Genomic DNA, 23,922 nt, shown 5'->3' on the forward strand with positions numbered 1-23,922 from the left:
CTCGAGGCGATACGAAACGGGCGCGAACCGATCGGGAGAGCCTGGCGAGGCCGAGGACTGACCCCGCACCGATTCTCGTCGTATGAGCAACTACTCACGTTCGTTCTCGTGATCGCGTTCGCGATTGGTCGATCTCTCCCGTTCGCCCGGTTCCGACCCCTCGTCCGTCGTTCCGTCGCGTGTGCGCCTCCAGACCTCGGCGTCCTCGAGCGTCTCGACCTCGAGCAAGCGCTCGAGTTTGTGTTCGAACTGCTCGTCGGTCAACTTGCCGGCAGCGTACCGGGTGCGAAGCGTCACGAGCGCGTCGGCCCGGTCTTCTGACGACGGGGCTCGAGATGCGGGTTGTCGTTGGTTTGGTTCGTGTGTGGCGGTTGTGGCGGTTGTGGCGGTTGTGCTAGTTTCGTTCGTTTCGCCCGGGACGTTCGACCAGCCCGCATCGTCAGCTTCGACAGATTCGTCGGTTTCGTCCGCTTCGTCCTCATCGTCGTCGAACAGTATCGACACCGCGGGAACGATCCCGACGTACCCGACGATGAGCACGGCGAGCCACAGGTCGCCGCCGATATCCCCGACGAGCAACCCGAGCCAGAGACCAGTGACGAGCGTCGACGCGATTCCGGTCGCGTTCGCTCGAAATCGCGCCCACAGATCCTCGTCCATGTACATGCCTGCGTCCCCTCAGTAAAAAGACGTTTCTCTCGATAGGGGTTCGTGTCCGTTCGGTTCGGTGAACTGTACTATCTCGTTGCGCACCCCCTCGTCAGGCGTTCACTGCTATATCTGGCACCTACTCGGTAGTGGCTGGTACCGGAATGGACAACGAAAACGTCGCACCCTCACCTGGCTCCGAATCGACCCAGATGTCGCCGCCGTGGCGTTCGACGATTCGCTTACAGAGTGCGAGTCCGATACCCGTACCGGCGTATTCTTCCTGCGTGTGAAGTCGCTGGAATACCTCGAAAATTCGATCCTGGTTCTCTGGGTCGATTCCGATCCCCTCGTCACGGACCGACACGACCCACTCGTCACCGTCTCGTGTGGCCGAGACGTGGACGCGTGGCGGATCGTCACCGCTGTATTCGATAGCGTTATCGAGCAAATTCTGGAATAACTGGCGAAGCTGGCTCGCGTCACCTGCGACCTCCGGGAGGTCGTCAATCGTGATATCGGCGTCGTGTTCCTCGATCTGGAACTGGAGATCAGCCAACACGTCCTCGAGAACTGTGTCCAGTTCTACCGGTTCAAACGCATCGCCCTCCGTCTGGATACGAGAGTACTCCAGTAAGTCCTGGATCATCGACCGCATCCGGTCAGCACCATCCACCGCGAACTCGATGAATTCCTCACCGTCCTCGTCGAGCTCATCGGCATATCGATTCTCGATCAACTGGAGATAACTCGAGACCATCCGTAACGGCTCCTGAAGGTCGTGAGAAACCGCGTACGCGAACTGCTCGAGGCGCTCGTTCGACTCCTGAAGTTTGCGTTCGTACGTCTTTCGTTCAGTAATGTCACGAGCCACTCCGACCACCCGAGTCGAACCGTCATCATCCTGTACAGGGTATCCAGGCGCTTCGATCCACCGTACGTCTCCGTCTCGAATAATCCGAATCTCCTCGTGCTTTGGCTCACCTGTTTCGAGGGCCTTCTCGATACCCTGTTGTGCTCGTTGTCGATCGTCCGGATGAATCACGTCGACGAACTCCTCCCACGTTTCGACTGTCGTCCCATAGAGCGATTCTGCAGAGGGATAGAACGACGCTTCGTCGTCCTCGACGTCCCAGTCCCAGACGACCGAATCGGTGGCATTGAGAGCGAACTCCATCCGGTCCCGGATGCGCTGGAGCTCCCACTCTCGTTCTTTTCGCTTGGTGATGTCCTGGAGTGCGCCACGGAGCAAGACGACTTCTCCGTCATCGACGTCGGGGTCGCCCTTGACGTGAAGCCAACGGACCTCACCATCGGGTGTTCTGAACCGAACCTCCACGTCGAACGACTCGCCGGAGTCGAGGGCCTCCTCGACAGCGTGCTCGATGATCGATCGATCCTCTTCGTGGTACACGTCGAGGGCTTCGTCCAGCGGTGGTTCGTCGTCGTCGGGTATCGTCAGAATCTCGAAGAGGTGGTCGGTCCAGAACACCTCTCGGGTGTCGGTGTCGATCTCCCAGCCGCCGACGTCCGCGATGCGTTCGGCCTTCTCCAGGAGTTCGCGCGTCAGTTCGAGCTCTCTTTCGCGCTCCTTCCGCTCGGTGATATCCCGGAAATACACGGAGAGACCCGACTCGGAGGGGTATACCCGGATCATCGCCCAGATTCCCAGTGGGTCGGAGTACCGCTCGAAGCTCATCGGTTCCTGGGTGACCATCGTCGTTTCGAACTTCTCGAAGAGCGAGTCGGATTCGTCGACGTCGAGCACCTCCCAGGGTTTTCGCCCGAGAAGTTCCCGTTCCGACGTGTCGAAAAACGCCTCGGCGCGCTCGTTTACGTATTCGAACTGGAACTCGTCGTCGAGCGCGTAGAACGCGTCGTCAATTCGCTCGAAGACGTCGTCGAGTTCTCGCTTAAATTCGTCTCGCTGCCGTTCGAGCCGTTCAGCTTGCTCCTCTAGCTGCTGTTCGTACTCGCGCCGCTCGGTCATGTCACGCGTGACCTTGGTAAATCCTCGAAGGGTGCCCTCGTTGTCGCGGATAGCAGTGATCGTGACGTTTGCCCAGAACCTCGAGCCATCCTTGCGGACCCGCCACCCCTCGTCCTCGATACGACCTTCTGTCGCTGCGGTTTCGAGGTTGTGATCGGGCACCTCGTCGGCGATATCGGCCTCGGTATAGAACGTCGAGAAGTGTTCGCCAGTGATTTCCGCTTCGGAATAGCCCTTGATCTGCTCGGCTCCCTCGTTCCAGGTGACAACCGACCCCTCGGGATCGAGCATGAAAATCGCGTAATCTTTGACCGCACTCACGAGGGCGCTGAACTGCGCTTCGCCCTGGTGCGGGTCGTCAGCGAGATTGTTCGCAGCCTTCCACCAGATCCTGCTCGAGTCACCTCCCTGTTTGGTCTGAATCTCGCCCCGTTCGGCGAGGGCCTCCAGGCAGTGACGGACGGTTTGATGGGGACACTCGAGTGCCTCGGCGACTTCCTCGGTGAACACTGGCGTCGATGGCTGATCGGTTCGACTGAAGAACTCCTGGACGTCCGCGATCGTACGTTCCGGTGGTGGTCCAGGCGAAACCATTGCTTCCGGATATCGCCGTGACCCTAAAAGTTTGCTGTTCTAGGTGTCGTTTCTGACAGATCGCCTCTCTCTACGCACACGACGTGGACTGTTTTTCGCCTCTCGCCTTCCCCGTCGAAAGGCCAGGACGAAGGGATTGCTCGAGTCCAATCCCTGTTTTAGCGGAGTTCACCCCACATGCCCACGAGGTCACCGTCGACGTAGCGGCGCTGCTCGAACCCTAAGGCATTACAGATCAGCGTGTAGCCCATGAACGAGAGGGTGTAGTCGGCCATGCCGAACGGGTGGAGTTCCCGCTGGTTCGCTGGTGGCAAGAGCGAGCCGATAACGTTGATCTCAGCGGAACCCGCCGAGAGGGTCCCCGCTCCGACCTCGCCGGGGACGTATATCTGTTCCCAGTTCCCGTCTTCGTCCTGTTCCCAGTACGTCTCTTGGCCGAGTTCTCCGGCAACAGAGCCACCGGCGGCTTCGAAGGCAGCAGTATCGACGGTCCAGGCGGGCGAGTCGTCGCCCGTCGTATACCCGAGCTGGGATACTTTCCAGATCTCCTGTTGAATGGGCCTGACGTCCGTCAACAGCGCGTGCTCGAGGTTCCGACTTCCGGGATTCGGGATGTCCATCGTCTCGTAAGCGATGTCGTCCGCATCGAGTTCCGCGGCGTCACCGACCTCGATTCGGCGAGGAGGTCACCCCTCGCACTTCCGTCTGAACCACCTCGATAGGTTGTCGAGTCTCAGCACGATCCAGGATGCGTGTGTCAGGACTCCTCGACGTACTGGTGAACATCGAAATCGTTCGGGCGTTCGGAACTCACGCCGTGAAGCAGGGGTTCGAAATCACCGCTCTCGTTCGGATTTTCCAGGACGTCCTCCATCATCGCGTCTTCGACGTCGTGTAGCGGATGTGTCGAGGCACGTCGAGCGTCGATGAGCTGGTCCATCGAGTCCGCCTCGAGATACCAGACGAAGTAGTCGCCGTCTGAAGCGTGCTCGATGAACAACGATATCGTGTAGAGACTCTCCGCTGACCAGATGTCCTGGACGCCCTGACTGTCGGCTTCGGCTTCCTCGCCCATCTTTGCCATCCACTCGCGGAGGCGTTCGGTTTTGCCGGGGCGAATCTTCTGTTTTCGGATGAAGATTTCTGCCATCGGGGACAAATTTGATCGGCGAGATGATAGTTTTTCTGGGGCGAGACGTACTCTCGAGATTCTGTGCGGCCGTTCGAATAGATCTCTCTCCCAAGGATTTCAACGGGACCGCTCGTGTCTGTATCCGTATTCGTTATTGGTACCGCTCAAGCCAAACGAGACGGGAGAAACCGACTTACGCGAGCGTCTCGCCGAGCGCCTCGAGCGCCGCCTCGCGAACGGCCTCGCGTTCGCCAGAAAGGAACTCGACGTAGCCGTCGCGCCCGCCGACGACGGTGATTCCAGCGTCGGGGACGGTGGTCTCGAGTGTCGAACCGAGTTCGCGGACGTCGATGTCGTCGTCCGAGCGCACGTAGAGTTCGTCCTGGCCGACGCCGAGGGTGACCGACTCCTCGCCGCGTCGGTGGAGTTCGTCGAGCAACAGCGTCGTCGTCGGGAAGTCGAAGCGGTGGATGAACGCCGCGGTGTCGATCACGGCGACCGAACGGCCATCGACGTCGCGAACCTCGAGGTTCTCCCGGGCCGTCTCGAGTTCCGTCTCGAGTTTGGCCCGGAACTGGGCGGCGACGTGCGCCGCGAGGTCGCCGTCACCGGCGCCGTCGAATAACAAGTCGGCGACGAGTTCGCGCTTGTCCTTGTAGGACTGGTAGTACGCCTCGAGGGCGACGGCCTCCCGTCGCTCGGCGCAGGCGTCGGCGTCGTAGCCGGCGTTTTCCGCAAGGTCGGCGTAGGCTTCCGGAACGTCGCCCCAGAAACTCACGGCGGGCAGGTGCTCCAGGTCGGCGCGCACGTCGTCGTTGACGTGGGCGGCGACGTTCGCGGCGAGCGTGCTCGTGGTGATCGCCGAGCGGTCACTACTGGCGTCTTCGTCGGCGAGTGACGGCGAGACTACGACGTCAACGGCGTCGGCGACCGCCGCGTCGGCGCGACTGTCGTCGATCACGAGTCGGTCGGCACCGTAGATGTCGAGCAGTTCGAAGCCGTCAAGCGAGTCGGTCGTCGACCCGGCGTCGACGAGCACGATCAACGGCAACTGCTCGCCGTGGCGGTCGCGGGCCTCGAGCATCGAGGTCACGTCGCCCGTGGCGGCGTCCATGTCGTAGACGTGGCCGTCGAGCGGTCGGCGCTCGACGTAGTGGTAGACGGCGTCGTCGCGGGTGTGTTTCTCCTCGATCAGCGGCAGGATGGCGCGCTCGAGGGCGGCGCCGGCGACGTAGCCGTCGGCGGTCGCGCTGTGGCGGACGACGATGGGTCGTGCCTCGACGACCGCACGGCGGATGGCCGTCGCGGCGTCGACGATCTCGTCCTCGACCGTCTCGACGACCGGGTCGTCGACGAGCGGAGCGACGATGGTCGGACGCGCCTGCTGGTCGATGGCCTCCTCGAGTCGGTCGGTGACGGTCTCGCGGTCCTCGCCCTCGAGGACCTCGAGCGTCTCCGTTTCGATCTGGAGGTCGCCGTAGTGGCGCTCGACCTCGCCCTCGAGGGTGACGACGTCGCCGATTTCGACGGTGGGGTAGGCGCGAACGCCGGCCTCTTCGAAGGCAGCGGACTCGACGGTGCCGGTCTCGTCGCTGAGTTCGAAGACCGTCGGGCCGCTGGTCTGGCGGACGCCCGTGATCTCGCCCTCGAGTCGGACGATGGAGCCGACCTGGTTCTCGATCGCGTCGATCGTGGTCCGGTTGAGCGGGGTCGAGGGCGTCGCTTCCTCGGTTGCGGTCGCTGCGTGGGCGCTCGAGTCGGAACCTGAACTCGAACTCGATTTTGAATCCGAACCACGACCAGCATCGTCGCTCGAGGTCGAGGTCGATGCAGCGGCAGATGCCGATGTCGATTGCTCGTCGGCACTCGACGTCGTCTCGGTGATGACATCAGCGTCAGCCGACACGTCGGCAGTACCGCTCGGTCGCGTCTCGTTCGATTCGTCAGAAGACTCGCCACCGTCGTCGGCTCGTTCGTCCGGCAGGACGTCGCCGTCGGGGGTCTGGATGACCTTCCCGCGGAACTCGCGGTCGTCCTGGCGGATCGACCAGCCGAGGTCGATGTTGCCGTTGTCTCTGACGTCCAATACTTGTACGTAGACCGGATCGCCGGGCTCGAGATCAAGACTCTCGAGGCGACGATCCAGCTCGCTTCGGTGGAGCAAACCCGTGACGTGGTCTCCGATGTCGACGAAGAGACCGAAGTCAGCGTAGCCGTCGACCGAACCCCGGTAGTACCGGGAGGTGACGAGCTCCGACGCGGAGGTGCCTTCGAATTCGAAGGCGACGTCCTCCTCGTGGAACTCGCACACGTGGTCTTCGACGGGTTTGCCACAGATGATACAGGTACCCATCTACTTCACACAAGCAGGTTCGTCCTAAAACGGTTGTCGAAATCCACTCGCGTCGTGACGGCACGGTTCGTCCGCCGAAATCGATAGCCGTGGGCGCGATCACTCCTCGAAGACCGGTGATTCCGCCTCGAGCGCCTCGAGGTCGTCGGCGATCGCGCGAGCGTCCTCGGGGAAGAGCGCGGCCTGGAGTTCGTTCCCGTCGTCGTCCTCGAAGACGAGTTTGACGCGTTTGTCGCCGAACTCGCGGGCCTCCGCGCTGTAGACGTCGAACAGTTTCGCGGTCGCGGACTTGTTCGTCGGGCCGACGTTCTTCACCGAGCCGTCCTTGAGTTCGATCATGAAGTCCTCGAGCGAGAGGGTGAGCATACGCCCTATCCTCGGGGCGACCGCCGTAAAGATTGATGGTTCCGGGTGGTACTCGTCCGGTGCACGTCCGGGGCTCGACTGCCCGTCGGCTGACCAGTCTCGTCGATAAAAGACACGGCATCGCCGTGTTTTGCTCCCGGTTCGCGCGAACCGGCAGTCCCCGTCTCCCTGATCGGTTTGACCGCGTGGTGTGTCAGCAGTGCGGTCACCGACTATCGGCCCCATCGTCACATAAACATTGGTGATCGTACGCATTCACGGTCGACGAGTAGAGCCAGCCGGCACACGGTCGCGCCCACCTTTATGCCGATAACGCGAGTAGGTCGACCCGCAATGGAGCTCACCTGGCACGGCCACTCGACGTGGCACGTCACCGTCGGCAGTACCGACCTGCTGATCGACCCGTTCTTCGACAACCCGAACACGGACCTCGAGGCCGACGACCTCGAGACGCCGGACTACGTGTTGCTCACGCACGGCCACGCCGACCACATCGCTGACGCCGGCGCCTTTTCGGATGCTACGCTCGTGGCGACCCCGGAACTCGTCTCCTACTGCCAGGACGAGTTCGGCTTCGAGGACGCCGTCGGCGGCATGGGCATGAACATCGGCGGGACCGTCGAGTGCGGTGACGCCTTCGTCACGATGCACCGCGCCGACCACACCAACGGCATCATGACCGAGTACGACGTCGACGCCGGGATGCCAACCGGGTTCGTCGTCTCGGACACGAAGCCGACCCAGGTCGCGGACGAGGAGTCGACGACGTTCTACCACGCCGGCGACACCGGCCTCATGACCGAGATGCGGGAGGTCATCGGCCCGTACCTCGAGCCCGACGCCGCGGCGCTGCCCATCGGCGATCACTTCACGATGGGGCCGTGGCAGGCCGCCATCGCGGTCGACTGGCTCGACGTCGACTACGCCCTGCCACAGCACTACGATACGTTCCCGCCCATCGAGCAGGACCCCGACGACTTCGCTCGCGAGGTGAAAGCGACGGGGAGCAGTGCGGAGGTCGTCGCTCTCGAGGGCGACGAGACGTTCGACCTGTAAGGACAAGCTACCGAACCGATGATCGACGATCTCGCTGCGTTCGTGGCCGACGATCTCTGGCTGCTCGTCGCCATCGTGACCTTCGCCCTCGCCGGCTTGGCGGGCGTCGCAGGTCTCGGAGGACTGGCCGGAGCCATCACGATCGTCGGCTGGTTTCTCCTCACGCCGGTGTTCCTGTTCTGGGACGAGGAACTGGCAGCGATCGTTTTCGAGTCCGACGAACCCGCCCGCGGGGGCGACGAGCGAGCGCGCCAACGAGAGTACGATCCGCTCGAGAGACTCAAGGATCGCTACGCCCGCGGCGAGATCGACGACGCGGAGTTCGAACGACGGCTCGATCGCCTCGTGGAAGCCGACGACACGATCGAGCGCGTCGACCGAGGCCGCGCCGCCGGAAGAGACGACCCGGACCGTCCCGACGAGTTCGATGCGGAACCGGCCCTCGATCGGGAGTAACTGACTTCGAGGACTCCATCCGAGAGAACAACGTTTACGCCGCGGGGGCACGATTGTCGACGTGCAATGACGAAAGAAGTGACCACCATCTCCGAGGAGGGATTCAGTGCGACGAACGAGGTCCGCGACTTCAGCGTCGACATCGACGCCACCGGCGAGGAGGCCCCGGACACGCTCGAGAGCCTGCTCGCGGCCTACGGCTCCTGTTACGTCCCCGCCCTGCGCGTCGGCGGTCAGCAGCGCGGCGTCGAGGAGCTAGGGAAAATCGAGATCGACGTCTCCGGGGACCTGAACGACGACGACAAACTCGAGTCGACGGCGTTCGACATTCGCGTCGAAGCGGACGTCGACGACGAGACGGGCCAGAAGATCATCGACCGCGCGTTCGAACTCTGCAAGGTTCACGACGCGCTGAAGGACAGCCTCCACGCCGAAACGTCGTTCCAGGGCGACGCGTTCTAAGCGCGACGACCACAGATCGACGGTTCGACGTTTTCACGGCCCCGCTGGTACTGTTTTTCGCCGTTCTGGAACGGGTCGTCGTCCCACTCAGTCCGACGGGGTCGGTTCACGGCTATCGAGAACCCGTACTCGAGTTGCCCAGAGCAGGGTCGATTCTCGAGCCGATCAGAGCAGGGTCGATTCCGCGAGGTTCCCGACGACCGGGATTCGAGTGCGCTTGCCCTGGAACGCAGTCACGACCAGGTACAGCCAGACCAGGAAGAGCGCGAACCAGACGAACAGCGAGACGATTGAGAGCCCGGCCCCGACGAGCCACCCGATCAGGAAGACGTCGCCGAGGACGACCGAAACCGTCACCCCGACGATCGTCAGACCTGCGTACAGGGCAATCGCGCCGACGCAGAGAGCGATGCACTGGGCGGCGTGGAACCTGGCGAACTCGTTTTCGTCCTCGAGCAGGTAGACGAGTAGCCCGCCGACGAGGGTAAAGTACGACAGCGCTCCGAGGACGTTCTCGTCTGGCCCGAGGCTCGTTTCCTGGGTTCGTTCGTCGGCGATCGTCGTCTCCGCGACGTCCGTCACGTCAGGTGCGGGAGTGTCGTTTGACATGTGCGTACGTCCTCCACCACGTCGACCCTGATATCCTCATCTCGTGAAATTTGTTCACGGTGTGACGCGCTCGCGCAAGTCTGGAACCCGATCGTGGCCGACCGCAGGTAACTTACCCCATCGGCGTCCATCACGGAGTATGCAGATCAAGAGTCGCGAGCCCCTCGAGGGCGGACGCGAGCGGGTGACGGTCGTCCCCGAGAGCGTCGACGACCTCTGGCACCTCCAGTACGTCCTCGAGCCGGGCGACCGCGTCGCCGGCGACACCACCCGGCGGATCCAGCGGGACGACGAGCAGATGCGCGACACGGGCGGCGAGCGCGAACACATGTGGGTCGCCATCGCCGTCGACGACGTCGAGTTCCACAAGTTCGCCAACCGCCTCCGGGTCGGCGGCGAAATCGTCGCCTGCTCCCGTGAGGACCAGCTGGGCTTTCACCACACGCTGAACGTCGAGGCCCGCGACGAACTTTCGATCGACAAGCGGTTCAAACCCGACCAGGACGAGCGACTCGAGGAGGCCGCCGAGGCCACCGAGAACCCCGACGTCGCCATCGCGACCGTCGAGGAGGGCGAGGCCCACGTTCACACGGTCGCCCAGTACGGGACTGAGGAGCGGGCATCCATTACGGGCCCGACGGGGAAAGGCGAGTACGCCCGCGACCGCTCGGAACTGTTCGCCGAACTCGGCACCATCCTCTCGCGACTCGAGGTCGACGCGATCATCCTCGCAGGGCCCGGCTTCACGAAACAGGACGCGCTGAAACACCTCGAGCGCAATCACCCCGAGGTTGCCGAACAAATAACGATGGTCGACACCGCGGGCGTCGGCGACCGCGGCGTCCACGAGGTGCTCAAACGCGGCGCCGTCGCGGACGTCCAGGAGGAGACGCGGATCGAATCGGAGGCCGCCTACATCGACGAACTCACGAAGCGAATTGCCGAGGGAGCGAAAGCGGCCTACGGCCCCGAGGCGGTCGCCCAGGCCGCCGAGTACGGCGCCATCGAGCGACTGCTCGTCCTGGACGAGAAGCTTCGCAAAGAACGCGGCCCCGATGGCGACTGGGCGATAAACGTCGACGACGTCGTCCGGACGGCCGAACAGAAAGGCGGCGACGTGACGGTCTTCTCGAGCGAGTTCCCGCCGGGCGAACAGCTCTCGAATCTCGGTGGCATCGCAGCGTTGTTGCGGTATCGACTCGAGTAAGCTGTCTTGGCCTCGCGCCAGCCAGCTACTCCGCCCGTCCGCGCGCTTCGCTATTGGCCTCGATCAACTGGATCAACACCGAGGCGAACAGCGAGTTGGCGCTCCAGATGGCGGTTTCGCTCCCGTCGTCGTCGACGACGCTGAGCAGAATCGTCTGGTCGTCGACGATCAGGATCCGTCCCGAACGGTCGTCGGCCTGGCGATGTTCCGGGGACTCGAACACCGCGATGCCCTCGAGCCGTCCGAACCGCGACCGGACTTCGGGTTCGGCGCTCACGGCCGTCACCTCGAGCCCCTCCTCGGCGCTGCTCTCGAGCAGTTGCTCGATCTCGTCGGTGACGAGCGGCGGAAGTCGCGCGCCGAATATGATTCGGTCTTCGGCGCGCGAGCAGAGATCGACCACGCGGTCGTCGATGCGCGCTCGGCCGCGAACCGTCCAGATGTCCTCCTGTTCTTCCTCGCCTCCGGGTTCTTCCCGGACGCGCTCGACGTAGTCGAAGGCGCGCTCCTGTTCTGACTCGAAGCGCGAGCGGAGGATCGAGCGCGCTTCCTCGAGGTTCACCGGTCGATACCGGATGGGACTGGATTGTTGCATCTCGAGGAGTCCGCGGTCGGCGAGGCTCTCGGCCACGCTGTAGACCTGTGATCGAGGGACGTCGGCGACGCTCGCGACGTCTCGAGCGGTGCCCGAGCCGAGTTGCTGGAGCGCGATGAACACCCGGGCTTCGTAGCTCGTGAGTCCGAGTCGTTCGAAGGACTCGATGGCGTCGTTCTCGGTCGGCGCGCTCACTCGTCGTCACCTCCGGTGGTCGCGTCGCCGGCCTCGCGGCCGCCGTCGCTGGCCGGCGTCGGCCGATCGGTCGACCAGTCGGCGCTCGACAGGTCGGGTCCGAGGTAGCGCGTCCAGAGCACCAGGAGCGTCGGGAGGACGATGACGCTCGCGAGGAACGCGTAGATGATCGTCAGCCCGGTGATGATCCCGAACTGGCGCAGGACCGGCAAGATGGCGAACGCGAGGACGCCGAACCCGCCGACGGTCGTCGCGGCGCTGCCCAGGAGGGCGCCGCCGGTGCCGGTCACGGTGGTTTCCATAGCCGTCCAGACGTTCCCGTGGCGCTCGAGTTCGAGCATGTACCGGGAGCTGACGTGGATGCTGTAGGCGATGCCGAGCCCGATCGTGAGGCTGGTGATCATCCCCGTGAGGACGTTGAACGACATCCCCAGCAGGTACATCGAGCCGAGGATCCAGCTCACGGCGAGCGCGACCGGCAGCAGCGTCACGACGCCCAGCGTCGCGCCCTTCCCCGTCAGCCAGTACGCGATCGAGAGGAAGACCACGACTGCGACGAGCGTGATCAGCAGGCTCTCCAGGACGGTCTGCATCAGGTCGTTCTCGACGACGTGGTTGACGACCGGGTCGCCGGTAGCGGTCGCCTCCCAGCGCGGGTCGGTGCCGCCGTCGTCGATGTCGTCGGCGATGGCGCGCATCTCCGCGGTGACGTCCGCGAGGTCGGCGTTCCCCTGGACCGCGATGGACAACTGGACTGCCTCGTACTCGCCGTCGTCGGTCCGGTAGACGTACTGGGAAGCCGACGGTTCGACCTCGAGCAAGTGGTCGTAGACGCCCTCGAGGTTCTCGGTCGGTACCGAGTCGGGCCCGCCGCCGGCGGCGGTGAACGTCTCGTTGAACGACTCGTTCTCGGCCGCCACGTCGCGCATGGTCGACAGCGGTCCGGAGACGTCGGCCTCGCCGTTCGGCAGGACGTAGACGACGTCGTCGTTCGCGGCGGCAGCGGATTCGGCCGCGTCCAGGCGCTCGAGCGTCTCCGGATCGGTCACGTCGCCCTCGACGAGAACCTGGGCGCGGACGTCCTGGCGCTGGAAGTGATCGTTAACGTAGTCCAGGTTGGACTTGGCGGTGTACTCGCCGGGACTCAACGGCCCCAGGTTCTCGGTCCAGGCGGGCGGACTCTCCGCGAGGAAGTCCTCCTCGCTGAAGGAGGTGTTGACCTGGCTCGCGCCGTAGACCCCGCCTGCGGTAAACAGGAGGGCCACGACGAGGATCACGAGGGGTGCTTTACGCGCGGCCGTGGATCCGAGGGTGAGTGCGTCGCTGAACCGGCCGCTCCCCGTTCCGAACGCCCGTTTCCGCCGGTCGAATCCGCGGGACTCGAGCAGGCCGTCGAGCTCGACTTTTGCGGCCGGGATAAGAACGCCGAAGATCGCCAGCGCCGCGACGATGCCGAACGAACTGACGATGCCGAAGTCGCGGATGGGTGCGATGGGGCTGATGAGGTTCGAGAGGAACCCGATGACCGTCGTCGCGGTCACCCAGACAAGGGCGACGCCGACGCCGGCCAGCGCGATGCGCATCGATCCGCGGACTTCGTCGGTCGTTCCCGCCTCCTCGCGTTGCTCCCGGTGGCGCATGAAGACGTGGATGGCGTAGTCGATTGACAGCCCGATCAAGAGGACCGGAACGGCGACGAACATCTGGTTGAACGCGATGTCGGCCCAGCCCATGAAGCCGAACGTCCAGACCAGCACCAGCAGGATGCCGAAGACCCCCAGCGCGATGTCGATCAGGTCGCGGTAGGCGATGGCGAGCGCCGCGACGACGAACAGCAGTGCCAACGGACCGACGATGGCCAGGCTGTCGCCCATCGATCGATCGATCTCGTCCGTGATGACGCCCGCACCGAATACGAGGTACTCCTCTCCGCCGTCGTCCTCGCTCGCGAGCGTCTGCATGTCGAGCTGGGCGTCGAGCGCGGGTCCACCGCCACCGCCCATTTCGGCCATGCCGCCACCCTCGGAGTTCTGGGTGACGAACAGCATTCGCGCCTCGGCGGACGTCTCGCCCGGCTCGTACTCCGCGGGCATGAACGCGAGCGCGGCGGTGTCCTCGCCGTCGTCGGACAGGACGTCTGAAATGAGCTCCTCGTACTCGTCGTCGTCGAGCCCCTCGAGGGCCTCGATCTGTTCCTCGAGCGACGGCTGGTCGGCGGTCCGGAGGGACTCCTGGTCCGCCTGGAGCGCCTCGCTATCTTCCTCGAGTTGCGCCCACTCGTCGGCGAGCACGCCGGCGGTGCCCTGCTCGAACAGTCCCTCGCGTTGCTCGGCGAGTTCGGCGGACTGGGTCTCGTAGGCTTCGTCGCTCATCTCGTCAGCCTCGTACTGGCGCTCGAGCTGGGCCTCCTGGTTGACGACAGCACGGAGGTCCTTGACCGTTACCTCGAAGGTCGCTGCCTGCTCAGACTCGAGGTCCGCAGTCGCTTCGTCGATGGTTTCCTCGAGTTGGGTTTCGATTGCGGCCGATTCCTCCTCGTACGTTCCCTCGTCGATCTCGCCGTTTTCGTAAGAGGTGTTGAGGGCGGCGTACTCGCGCTCGAGGGCGACGACGGTCACCAGCGACTCGTTGAGTCGGTCGGTCGTCTCGTTGAGCCGTTCGGTTCGATTCTCGAGTTCGGCGCCGCGTTCCTGGAGGTCGGCGGCTTCCTGGCCCCGAATGTGGGTGATCGCGGCGATGTTCTCGACGCCGGTGATGGCGTTTTCGTCGGCGAGGGTCGCGTTGATCGACTCGTTCTCGCGAAGCGACTGCTGGAAGCGAAGCGAGTCGATTAGTGACTCCTGGGACAGGACGTTCTCGCCGTTACCACGGACGATCACCTGGACGGTCGTCGTGTTCTCGGCGCCCTCGACGGTGAAGTTCTCGGCGATGTACTCAGAGGCCGCGACTTCCGGCGACTCGCTCTCGAACTGCCCGAGTGAGGAGTCGTCGTCGACCATCGGCGCGCCGGCGCCCACCACGAGCGTGAGCACGAGCATGATCGCGAGCGCTGCCTTGCTGTGGCTCGTGATCGTTCCGGCGATACGATCGGCGAGACTCATCTCGAGCCTCCGTTCTCGTCTCGAACTGCTGGGGGTACCATTCTGTTGTTACGATCCTACTAAATCAGCGCATAAATACTCGTTGTTATGATTATACTAACAGAATCAGTGGCTGACAGGCCATTGGAGGTCAGGTGACTCGCGTGGCGACGCAGCTCACTCGCGATCGTCGTCTCGAGTCGGCCGCGACCACAGCGACTTCCTCGAGGGGGCGACCGCGAGCGACGGAACGCGATAGGGTTTCGGGGCCAGATACCGCGTCCAGGTTGCGAGTAGCGTCGGCAGGACGAGGATGGTCGCGAGGAAGGCGTACCCGATCGTTAGCGCCGTTACTAGGCCGAATTGCCGGAGCAACGGGACGAGAGCGAAGACGAGAACGCCGAAGCCACAGCCGGTCGTCGCGACGCTCCCGGCCAGCGCGCCACCGGTCGTCGACAGTGTCCGCTCGAGGACATCCCATGCGGTTTCGCCGGCCTCGACCGCCTCGAGTTCGTGCGTGTACCGGGTCGTGACGTGGACGCTGTAGTCGATGCCGAGGCCGATCGTCAGACTCGCCACCATGCCGGTCAGGACGTTGAACGGGAGGCCGAGGAGGGCCATCGTCCCCAGCGTGGCGCCGAGTGCGACGAGGACCGGGATCGCGGCCACGAGTCCCAGCGTTGCCCCGCGGCCCGTGACTCGGTAGCCGACGGCGAGCAGCGCGACGATCGCCCCGAGCGCGACCGCGAGTGCGCCGACGACGCTCTCGAAGAGGGTTCGTTCGAGCGCGTAGGTGGTGAGTGGCCCGCCGGTCGCGACGGCGTAGCCGGAGTCGCCGTCGCCCTCGAGTACCGCGGCGACCGCCCGCATCTCTGTGGCCGTCTCGTCGCTCTCGGCGCTGGTCTGCACCCCGACGACAAGTCGAACCGCCTCGTACTCGCCGGACTCGCTACGGTAGACGAGATCGCTCGCCGAGTCGGGGTTGTACTCGAAGAGGCCGTCGTAGAGCCCCAGGTGGTTCTGGTCGGGTACGCGGTTTCCGGTCCGATCGGCCAGCGAGAACGTCGCATTGAAGGATTCGCTCTCGTCTGCCGTCGCCCGCATCACCGACAGGGGCGAACGCACGTCGGGTTCGCCGTCCGGGAGCACGTACACCACCTCGCTCGCCTCTGCACGCGCCGTCGCGTCCTCGACTCGCTGGAGGGTGTCACCCGCCGTGACGTTGCCACGCAACAGGATCTGCACCTGTCCGCCCTCGCGCTGGTAGCGCTCCTCGAGCACGTCGAGCGACGACTGCATCCGGTACTCGCCGGGGGAGAGGGGGCCGAGCTGACCTGTCCACGACGGAGGGGCGCCTGACAGGAACGAGCGTTCGTCGAACGTGGTGTCGACGTGGGTCGCCCCGTAGGCGCCGCCCGCGGTCACCAGCAGGGCACAGACGAGGACGACGAGCGGCGCTTTCCGGGCGGCGATCGCACCGACGGCGAGCATTCGGGCGACGCGGTCTTCCCCGCCGATCGCTCGCCGACGCCGGTCGAAGTCCCGCGCCTCGAGGGCCGCGTCGAGTTCGACCTTCGCGGCCGGAACCGCGGCCCCGAAGACGACGAGCGCGGAGCCGATGCCGAAGGCGCTCACGGCCCCGAACTCCCTGATTGGGTCGATCGGACTGACGACGTTTGCGAGGAAGCCGATAGCCGTCGTCGCGGTGACCAGCACGAACGCCGTTGCGAGCCCCGCGAGCGCGCCGGCCATCGACGTTCGAACGTCGTCTTCACCCGCTCGTTCCTCGCGGTGGCGCATCACGACGTGGATGGCGTAGTCGATCGAGAGCCCGATCAGTAGAACGGGCACGGCCACGAACACCTGCGTGAACGCAACGCCAGCCCACCCGGCCATCCCGAGCGTCCAGACGAGCACCGTCGCCGTGCCCGCGACGCCCAGTGCGATGTCGAGAACGTCGCGGTAGGCGATGGCGAGCGCTACAATCACGAAGAGCAGCGCAAGCGGGCCGACGATTACCAGACTGTCGGCCACCGCGCGGTCCACTTCGTCGGCCACCAGCCCCATCCCGAAGACCATGTCGTCCTCGCTGCGCTCGAGCACGCGCTCCTCGAGGGCGAGCTGGCTCTCGACGATGTCGGGACCGATTTCGCCGGGCGGTCCCGACCCGCGGTCGAGCGACTGTGTCACGAGCAACAGTCGCTCCTCGGATTCCAGCGAACCCGGTTCGTACGACGACGGGAGGAGGCGAAGCGCCGCGGCACTTCCCGGGCCGTCCTCGGCCAGCACCAGGGTGACCGCCCGGTCGAACCGGTCGTCGTCGGCGCGCTCGAGGGCCGAAATTTGCTCCTCGAGTGGCGGTCGGTCGAGGCGCTCGACCCCGTCGCGCTCGGCCTCGAGTTCCCTCGCTTCCTGCTGGAGAGACTGGAGTTCGTCGCCGAACAGCCAGCGCGAACCGTCGACGACGGCCTGCTCGCGGTCGTCCACGAGTACCTCCATGCGAGCCTCGTACTCCCGGTCTGTGACGGTACCCGCGGCCCGCTGGCGCTCCAGGTCGGCCATCTCGGACTCTATTGCCCGAATGGTCGCGGCCGCCCGCTCGAACCTTGCTGCTCGCTCGCTCTCGAGGTCGGCCGTCGCGTTCGAAACCGTCGCGTCCAGGTCGGCCTCGATGGCGGCTGCCCGCCTGTCGTACTCCTCGTCGCTCACCTCCCCGGCCGCGTAGGAGTCGTTCAGGGCCTCGTAGTCGGCCTGGAGCGAGCCCACCCGCTCGAGTGCCGACGCGAGGCCGTCGATCCGTTCCTCGAGGTGGCTCACCCGGGTTTCGAGGTCGTCGGCGCGATCATCGAGTTCGTCTGCCTGTTCCAGCCTGATGATCGCCGTAGCGACGACGTTCTCGACGCCGATCGTCGAGTCGTTTTCGACCAGCGTCGGTCCGATTGCCTCGTCCTGGCGGAGCGACTGCTGGAACCGGAGGCCCTCGAGCAGCGACTCGCGCTCGAGGGCGTTCTCGTCGGTGACGACGACGTGAACGGTCGTCGTGTTCTCACCCCGTTCTTCGAAGCGACGATCGGCGTACTCGAGCGCCTCGCTCTCGGGGGTGTCGGTCCGGAACTGCTCGAGGGTGGTGTCGGTCTCGAGGGCGGGAATCCCCGCGCCGAAGAGTAGCGTTGCGAGGAGACAGCCGACCAGCACGAACCGTGCGTGGGTCGTGATCGCCTCGACCAGTCGGGAGCGTCGCCTCACGCGACCACCTGCCGACCGTGCGACCCGACTCGCTGCATTCGATGAGCCGTTGACAGGCCGCGAGTATATAACTTGATGACGGCGCGTCTCGAGCAGATGCTGGTTGGGCCGGACGCGGGACGGCTACTCGACCGAAACCGTCTGGAGGTCCTCGGCAAATCGCACATCGCCGTCGTAGTGACGGGCAATCGACTCGCGCATCTCCGTGTGACGCCCGTCCGTGTGGGGGTAGAGGTGACTCAGGTAGACGCGACCGATTTCGTGCCCCTCGAGGACCTGCCCGAGTTCGCTCGGCGTGGGATGGTTCGAGACGTCGACGTCGTCAGGGAACGAACAGTCGTGGATCAGGATCGCCGAGCCGTCGGCGAAGTTCGCCAACCCCGCGAACGCCTCCGTGTCGCCACTGAAGGTGACGTAATCGCCGAAGCGGTAGGCCAGACACGGCAGCGAGTGACGCGTCTCGTAGGCCTCGACGTCGAAGTCCGCCACCGTGAACGAGCCTGGAACGACCTCCCTGACCCGCAACTCGAGTCTGTCCTGCATGTACTCGTGAACCTCGAGCAAGCCGTCGACGAGCGCCTTCGTTCCCTGCGGACCGACGACCTCGAGGTGTTCCTCGCCGGCGAGCCACCGGGCTTTCATCAGCGGGAGCAGGTCGGAGACGTGATCCAGGTGGTGGTGGGTCAGGAGAACGCTCGAGATTGCCTCGAAGCCGACGCCCGACTGTTGGAGGCGCTGGAGGACGCCGGCGCCGCAGTCGACGAGGACGGTCCGTCCCTCGCTCTGGACGAGCAACCCGGTCTGGAACCGTTCACCGGTCGGGATCGCGCTGCCGGTGCCGAGAAACGTGACGCGCATACTCGTAGATGTGGCCGGATCACGGATATATGTTCGTGGCTGACGGCTCGAGGCCATGCCGTCGTTCGGTCGATCGGGCCGAAACGATGTGTGCCGACCGTCCTATCAAAAGTGATAGGTGAAACCATCGATTTATATAATGTGATTTACGTATCGGGTAACGTACAAATGAGTCCCGGTGAGTCCACCCCGCCGGATCCGGCGTTAGCGGTCGGGGAAGCGTCAGCGACAGCCGGGCGTCGTTCGGGTGACTCTCCACCGTCGCTTCCGCCCGACGACCGGTATCACATCTTACAGACGCGTCGTCGTCGCGATACGCTCCGGTACCTTCGTCGGCGCGACGAACCCGTAGACGTCCGAGACCTTGCCGAGTGGGTCGCTGCACGCGAACAGGAGACGACGCCGGAGAGACTGACCTCCCGCCAGCGCCAGCGGGTCTACATCTCGCTCTACCAGACGCACCTGCCCAAACTCGACGAGTACGGTGTCGTGCGCTATCACAAGGACCGCGGGGCCGTCACCCCGCTGACGCTCGTCGAGCACTTCGACGAGTATCTCACCCCGTCCAAGGCCGGGGACGGAGTCGAGGAGGAGGGCGAGGACAGAGTCGCTCGAGCGTGGTGGCGACCGTACCTCGCCCTCTCCGGTCTCGGCGTCGCACTGGTCGGTCTGGCGGCGGGCGGCACTCTCCCGTTCCCCGCGCTCGCCGCCGCGGGTCTCGTCGTCTCCTCGTTCGCGATGCTGTCGATTTTCCACGCGCTGGTGGCGACGGGGCGGACGAACGGACTCGACCTCGAGGCGATCCAAACCCGAATCAGGCGGTGACGGCGGTAGTATGATCGGTCGCCGACCCTAATCGCGCTGCAACGTGGGCGACTCGACTTCGTTGAACCCCTCGAGCGGAGATCGGTTTCAGTATGACTGCTGAATACAGAGCGCGAATGTTGCACTGCATATTGGAGGCTTTTAACGAAGCTATCGACGGCAAATGCAGACACTACGGCTACTACGTTGGCGTACCAGGCCTTTGCTCCTGCTACACCGCCGCCGATTGCCGCGCCGCAGTGCCCACACGCAATCAGGTAGAATCGTTTCGACGCCGCGAAAAACCCAGTAGTAGCGTCCATTTCTACGAACTCAACATCTTCCTTCTCCGAGAGCGTTACCTCACAGTCAGGGCAGTGTACCATGCTCTCTCTTTTTGATAAGAAATAATAAGTTTTGTCCACAACTCTTTCGTTTGAACTCTACGGACATGCTGACTACCTCCTCTAAATCGGTCACGCCACTCCTGACAGAAGCTGAGTAGTTCAAACAACCCGTGCTGAACTCAGAGCGCGAATGTTGCACTCAATTCGGTTCGGTTTGCGTAGGGTGGTGAACGTTCAGTACAGACTGGGCCCGCCCCGTCCAGTCAAAGTACGCATCTCTCACAGGTGTACCTACAACCCCTCTTTTAGTTACCCAAATAACTATTTCCGAGGGGCCTCAATAATTCAACAAATGAGACGACGACGGTATCTACTTGGATTGCTCACGGCACCAGCTGCTGGCGTAGCGGGGTGTCTTTCACGTGGTTCAACGCCGGATAATGGATCTGATTTGACCCCCGAGGATAACCGAGACGTCGAGACGGTTGCCACGGAGACGTTCGACGACGATTTCACCCCAATCTGTGCCGAAGGTGAATTGCTCGAATCGGATATTGAGGGATTATACGCGGAACTCGTGACCGATCACGAATTTTTCAGAGACACCGAGAGCGGTCGATACGGCGTTCGTGGTCGAATTGCGGCGAGGGAAGATGGGAGTTTCCCAGAGGTCCAAGCAGAATTTTCCGACGAGTCGCATGCAAAGGATACAGGATTCAGCGTTGCTGAGGACGAGACGTATTTGTTCACGGTGGTGACTTCTGAAGGCGATCCCAACGCGATAGATGGGTATTCGCTCACCGTCGAAGAAGGCGGGGTCGACGACATCGGGACTGTCCCTGAGGAGTACGCAACGATTGATGGGGAGTGGGGCCAGATTGGAACGTACGATGACGTTTCGGTGTATGGATACGCTGGGACAGTTACCAATGATCACACGAAGGATGTCAGGCTATACCCACACCTGAAGGCGTACCTCGATGAGGTGACAGTGGCATACGCTGGCAAAAGTACTGAATTTTTTGTCGATCTCGCTCCGGGAGACACGCAAACAGTCTACTTCCCCTATCCACGATGCGATCCCGCGAAAATTGACCACGTTGAGGGGTGGCTCGAGTGGGGCACGATGAATAACCCGTAGCTCGCTTCGCGGAAGAAACGAAGAATCTCTCTTGAAGCCAGCAACTCCAATCAGTCTCTCGCAATAGTGTTGATCACTGGCCATAATTCAAAGCCAGATATAATTGGGTGACACAACCAGTAAGCACCCGTATGTAGTGGTTGGTTCCGGACTGAGTGTGTGAAATAAACAGTGCTACCGTGCTGCATCCATTCTCTATATTCAGCACGCGATTCCTATCAACTACGAAGGTATTCAACAGAGCCAGCGACTCAGTAGATGAGTTCGTCGTCGTTCTCGACCATGTACAGCGTCCGGGCGGCGATGTTGACCGCGTGGTCGCCCACCCGTTCCAGGTCTCGAATCGTCAACAGGAGTCGAGAGACGTCCTGGAGGAGGCTTTCGACCTCGTCGGGGGCGTCGAGTTCCCGCTCGATGAGATCGCGAACGACGATTTCGCTCGCCCGTTCGGCGAAGTGGTCGAGGTCGTCGTCCCGAACCGCGAGTTCCCGACAGGCGTCGACGTCCTCCTCGTCGTAGGCTTGCAATGCATCGTCGATCATCTCGAGGGTCAAATCACCCATCGCCTGCACGTCGACGTCGGGAAAGAGGTCCTGTTCCGCGTCGATGGTGTACTCTCCGAGGTTGACCGCCAGGTCGCCGATCCGCTCGAGGTCGGTAATGACCTTGAACGACGAGGCGATGAACCGCAGATCGCTGGCGACTGGCTGCTGGAGCGCTAGGAGGTCGATACACTGTTGCTCGAGGTCGAGGTACATCCGGTTAATCTCGCCGTCGCCGGTGATGACCTCGTTGGCGAGGTCCTCGTCCTTTTGTTCGAGCGCGTCGAGACCCATTCGGAGGCGTTCCATGACGACCTCGCCCATGTAACAGATGTCCGATCGAAGTTCCAGAAGCTGTTCCTGGTAGGAGGTTCTGGCCATGCACGAATCACCACGGCCGGCGTCCAAATACCTTACGTACGGGTGAGTTGCCGCCGCGTCGTCGGTCCGTGCTCGAGCGCGTCGGTCACGCCCGACCGACCCCTCGTTTGCTACGGCAGAAACGATTATACACCCTATATGAGATCGTTGTACTGGCGGAAAATCGCCGCTACGACCCGTTTTACGGGTTTCAGTCTCGAGGCATGTCAATCACAGTGTATCGACGTATAGTGACCGCATAGTTCCGTGAACGATGGGCGCCGTTGATAGTGGGATCCGTGGTCTGTCGACGTACCGACCCGCCTCGACCAATGAGCGTTACAGATACCGAACACACTAGCGACGAATCGACGCAGAGTACACTGGTCAGCGACCTCCCGCCGAGTGCCAAACTGGTTTACAAGGTGCTCGAGTACGAGGGCGCGATGACCCAGGAAGAGATTGCGACGGAGTCTCGGTTGTGCGCGCGGACCGTCCGCTACGCGCTCACGAAACTCGAGAACGTCGACTGTGTCGACAGCCGCCCGTCGCTGCGAGACGCGCGCCGGTCGATCTACACGGTCGACGGCGAATTGTAACGGCCGATTCGGCCGTTCTTCGGTCGGGGGTGGCCCGCCCCGTAACCCTGTCACACCATCGCACCACCACTATCGGGCCACCCATTCTTCGATCGCTCACCTGGTGAGCCGTCGGTTTGTCTCTCGAGTAGTGTCCCGCCGGCATGTCCATTGTGTAGTGACCTGCCGGTACGCCCCTCGAGTAGTAGCTCGCTTGTATGCACTTCGCGCATCGACCGATTCCTCACGTATCGATCGTTTCATCGCCCGTCCACTGCTCTCGTCTCACTTTCGCTTCCGATACCTGTCGATCAGCACATCGAGTCCGAACGCCCCGGACGTGACCGTGTAGTGAGTCTCGAGACGCGGATTGAACTTCGCTTTGTAGCGGTTGATGCTCGGCACGCCCGCTCCGACCAGGTCGTAGCGCTCGAGGCCGGCCTCGAGGCCGTCGCGCATGACCTGCCAGTCGAGCAGATCGTTGACCGGCAGGTCGACGTCCGCGTCCGGTTTCACTCCGCCCTGCCAGCGATACCGCGTCGAGTCCGACTCGAGCACCAGGATGCCGCCCTGGACGTCACCGTTCACGCGACAGACGTACGGCCGGACCGACCCCCGGGGGAGTTCCTCGTAGAGCGACCGAACGAACCCCGCTGAGAGGTGAAACGACTGCCCCTGGCTCGCGTAGCGCGACCGAACCTGCTCGACGATTCGGTCGATGTCGTCGATCGAACCCTCCTCGATCACGTACACGCCCTCGAAGTCGTCGGCGCTTCGCACGTTGGATCTGGCGTCGCTGCTGAAGGTGTCGAGCAAGTGCTCGAGGTCGTCCCCGAGGTCGACGACGTAGGTGTACTTCGGGTCGACCTCGTAGCCGTTCCAGACGAAGGGGCGAACGTCGCCGATACGAACCGACTCGAATTTGGCGTACATCGGCGAAAGGTGCTCGTCGATCCACTCGAGGCTCTCCTCCAGAAACGTCTTCATCCGCCGGTCGGCCTTGCGCCGTTTCAGCTTCTCGAAATTGCACGTGACCGGTCCGAGATAGCAGCTCCAGGAGTACGGCGCCGGCGAGAACGCGCCCGTGACCGGCCCCTTCCTGAACTCGAACACGGGAAAGAGGCCGACGACCTCCTGACCCTTGAATCCGACTAGCGAGTGGACCGTCGTGTTCGTGTCCTCCGCCTGCAGCGCGAGCGACTCGGCCCGGTAGAACGGGTGCGTCCGATCCGCGCGCTCGACGTACCGGTTCCACTCGTCGGCGTCTTCGCGGACGTCCAATCGCTCGATTTCGATGCCCATG

Annotated in this window: 19 protein-coding genes and 1 pseudogene; 7 read left to right on the plus strand and 13 right to left on the minus strand. The window is 63.4% G+C overall.

Annotated elements, in window-relative coordinates:
- Positions 1–90 precede the first annotated feature (90 nt).
- From ACFQS4_RS07625 to ACFQS4_RS07650, 6 genes and pseudogenes are all read right to left on the minus strand, one after another.
- Positions 91–660: an SHOCT domain-containing protein gene (locus tag ACFQS4_RS07625; RefSeq protein WP_497903039.1), complete on the minus strand. Its 570-nt coding sequence runs from the start codon at positions 658–660 to the stop codon at positions 91–93.
- Positions 661–787: 127 nt separating this feature from the next.
- Positions 788–3,232 (minus strand): PAS domain-containing sensor histidine kinase, encoded by a 2,445-nt coding sequence (locus ACFQS4_RS07630; RefSeq protein WP_497903040.1) that lies wholly within the window; start codon positions 3,230–3,232, stop codon positions 788–790.
- A gap of 158 nt (positions 3,233–3,390) precedes the next feature.
- A pseudogene (locus ACFQS4_RS07635) lies at positions 3,391–3,906 on the minus strand (peptidase M14); the annotation flags it as partial.
- An 83-nt stretch (positions 3,907–3,989) separates the two neighbouring features.
- Positions 3,990–4,382 (minus strand): DUF6176 family protein, encoded by a 393-nt coding sequence (locus ACFQS4_RS07640; RefSeq protein WP_497903041.1) that lies wholly within the window; start codon positions 4,380–4,382, stop codon positions 3,990–3,992.
- A 175-nt stretch (positions 4,383–4,557) separates the two neighbouring features.
- Positions 4,558–6,717, minus strand: a complete 2,160-nt coding sequence (locus ACFQS4_RS07645) for a DHH family phosphoesterase (protein ID WP_497903042.1) — start codon at positions 6,715–6,717, stop codon at positions 4,558–4,560.
- A gap of 99 nt (positions 6,718–6,816) precedes the next feature.
- Entirely contained in the window at positions 6,817–7,083 is a 267-nt protein-coding gene (locus ACFQS4_RS07650) for a hypothetical protein (RefSeq protein ID WP_497903043.1), read from the minus strand.
- 333 nt (positions 7,084–7,416) lie between these two features.
- Here ACFQS4_RS07650 and ACFQS4_RS07655 point away from each other — a divergent pair, with 333 nt between their 5' ends.
- From ACFQS4_RS07655 to ACFQS4_RS07665, 3 genes are all read left to right on the plus strand, one after another.
- On the plus strand, positions 7,417–8,139 hold the full coding sequence (locus ACFQS4_RS07655) for a metal-dependent hydrolase (RefSeq protein ID WP_497903044.1): 723 nt from the start codon (positions 7,417–7,419) through the stop codon (positions 8,137–8,139).
- Between the two features lie 18 nt (positions 8,140–8,157).
- Positions 8,158–8,595: an SHOCT domain-containing protein gene (locus ACFQS4_RS07660; protein ID WP_497903045.1), complete on the plus strand. Its 438-nt coding sequence runs from the start codon at positions 8,158–8,160 to the stop codon at positions 8,593–8,595.
- Positions 8,596–8,661: 66 nt separating this feature from the next.
- A complete protein-coding gene (locus ACFQS4_RS07665; protein ID WP_497903046.1) occupies positions 8,662–9,057 on the plus strand; it encodes an OsmC family protein in 396 nt (131 codons plus the stop codon).
- Positions 9,058–9,222: 165 nt separating this feature from the next.
- On the opposite strand, the gene ACFQS4_RS07670 is transcribed toward ACFQS4_RS07665, so the two are convergent.
- Positions 9,223–9,666, minus strand: coding sequence for a DUF4870 domain-containing protein (locus ACFQS4_RS07670; protein WP_312912393.1), 444 nt, complete (start codon positions 9,664–9,666; stop codon positions 9,223–9,225).
- A gap of 139 nt (positions 9,667–9,805) precedes the next feature.
- On the opposite strand from ACFQS4_RS07670, the gene ACFQS4_RS07675 reads away from it, so the two are divergent.
- On the plus strand, positions 9,806–10,873 hold the full coding sequence (locus ACFQS4_RS07675) for an mRNA surveillance protein pelota (protein WP_497903047.1): 1,068 nt from the start codon (positions 9,806–9,808) through the stop codon (positions 10,871–10,873).
- A gap of 25 nt (positions 10,874–10,898) precedes the next feature.
- Here the strand turns inward: ACFQS4_RS07675 and ACFQS4_RS07680 are convergent, their stop codons facing one another.
- The 4 genes from ACFQS4_RS07680 to ACFQS4_RS07695 form a co-directional block, all read right to left on the minus strand.
- Positions 10,899–11,663: a TrmB family transcriptional regulator gene (locus ACFQS4_RS07680; protein WP_497903048.1), complete on the minus strand. Its 765-nt coding sequence runs from the start codon at positions 11,661–11,663 to the stop codon at positions 10,899–10,901.
- Positions 11,660–14,764 (minus strand): MMPL family transporter, encoded by a 3,105-nt coding sequence (locus tag ACFQS4_RS07685; protein ID WP_497903049.1) that lies wholly within the window; start codon positions 14,762–14,764, stop codon positions 11,660–11,662. The genes ACFQS4_RS07680 and ACFQS4_RS07685 overlap by 4 nt, the downstream gene beginning before the upstream one ends.
- A 156-nt stretch (positions 14,765–14,920) precedes the next feature.
- A complete protein-coding gene (locus ACFQS4_RS07690; protein WP_497903050.1) occupies positions 14,921–17,989 on the minus strand; it encodes an MMPL family transporter in 3,069 nt (1,022 codons plus the stop codon).
- Positions 17,990–18,112: 123 nt separating this feature from the next.
- Positions 18,113–18,847, minus strand: coding sequence for an MBL fold metallo-hydrolase (locus ACFQS4_RS07695; protein ID WP_497903051.1), 735 nt, complete (start codon positions 18,845–18,847; stop codon positions 18,113–18,115).
- A 168-nt stretch (positions 18,848–19,015) separates the two neighbouring features.
- On the opposite strand from ACFQS4_RS07695, the gene ACFQS4_RS07700 reads away from it, so the two are divergent.
- Both ACFQS4_RS07700 and ACFQS4_RS07705 read left to right on the plus strand, forming a co-directional pair.
- Positions 19,016–19,672 carry a DUF7344 domain-containing protein gene (locus ACFQS4_RS07700; protein WP_497903052.1) on the plus strand — a complete coding sequence of 219 codons (657 nt, stop codon included), beginning with the start codon at positions 19,016–19,018 and terminating at the stop codon, positions 19,670–19,672.
- Positions 19,673–20,350: 678 nt separating this feature from the next.
- A complete protein-coding gene (locus ACFQS4_RS07705; RefSeq protein WP_497903053.1) occupies positions 20,351–21,139 on the plus strand; it encodes a hypothetical protein in 789 nt (262 codons plus the stop codon).
- 251 nt (positions 21,140–21,390) lie between these two features.
- On the opposite strand, the gene phoU is transcribed toward ACFQS4_RS07705, so the two are convergent.
- Positions 21,391–22,062: a phosphate signaling complex protein PhoU gene (phoU, locus tag ACFQS4_RS07710; RefSeq protein ID WP_497903054.1), complete on the minus strand. Its 672-nt coding sequence runs from the start codon at positions 22,060–22,062 to the stop codon at positions 21,391–21,393.
- Positions 22,063–22,373: 311 nt separating this feature from the next.
- Between phoU and ACFQS4_RS07715 the strand changes: the two genes are divergently transcribed.
- Positions 22,374–22,640, plus strand: a complete 267-nt coding sequence (locus tag ACFQS4_RS07715) for a MarR family transcriptional regulator (RefSeq protein ID WP_312912402.1) — start codon at positions 22,374–22,376, stop codon at positions 22,638–22,640.
- A gap of 264 nt (positions 22,641–22,904) precedes the next feature.
- On the opposite strand, the gene ACFQS4_RS07720 is transcribed toward ACFQS4_RS07715, so the two are convergent.
- A complete protein-coding gene (locus tag ACFQS4_RS07720) occupies positions 22,905–23,921 on the minus strand; it encodes a lipid II:glycine glycyltransferase FemX (protein ID WP_497903055.1) in 1,017 nt (338 codons plus the stop codon).
- Position 23,922 lies beyond the last annotated feature (1 nt).

Source organism: Saliphagus sp. GCM10025317 (genome assembly GCF_042663665.1).
GTDB lineage: Archaea > Halobacteriota > Halobacteria > Halobacteriales > Natrialbaceae > Natronosalvus.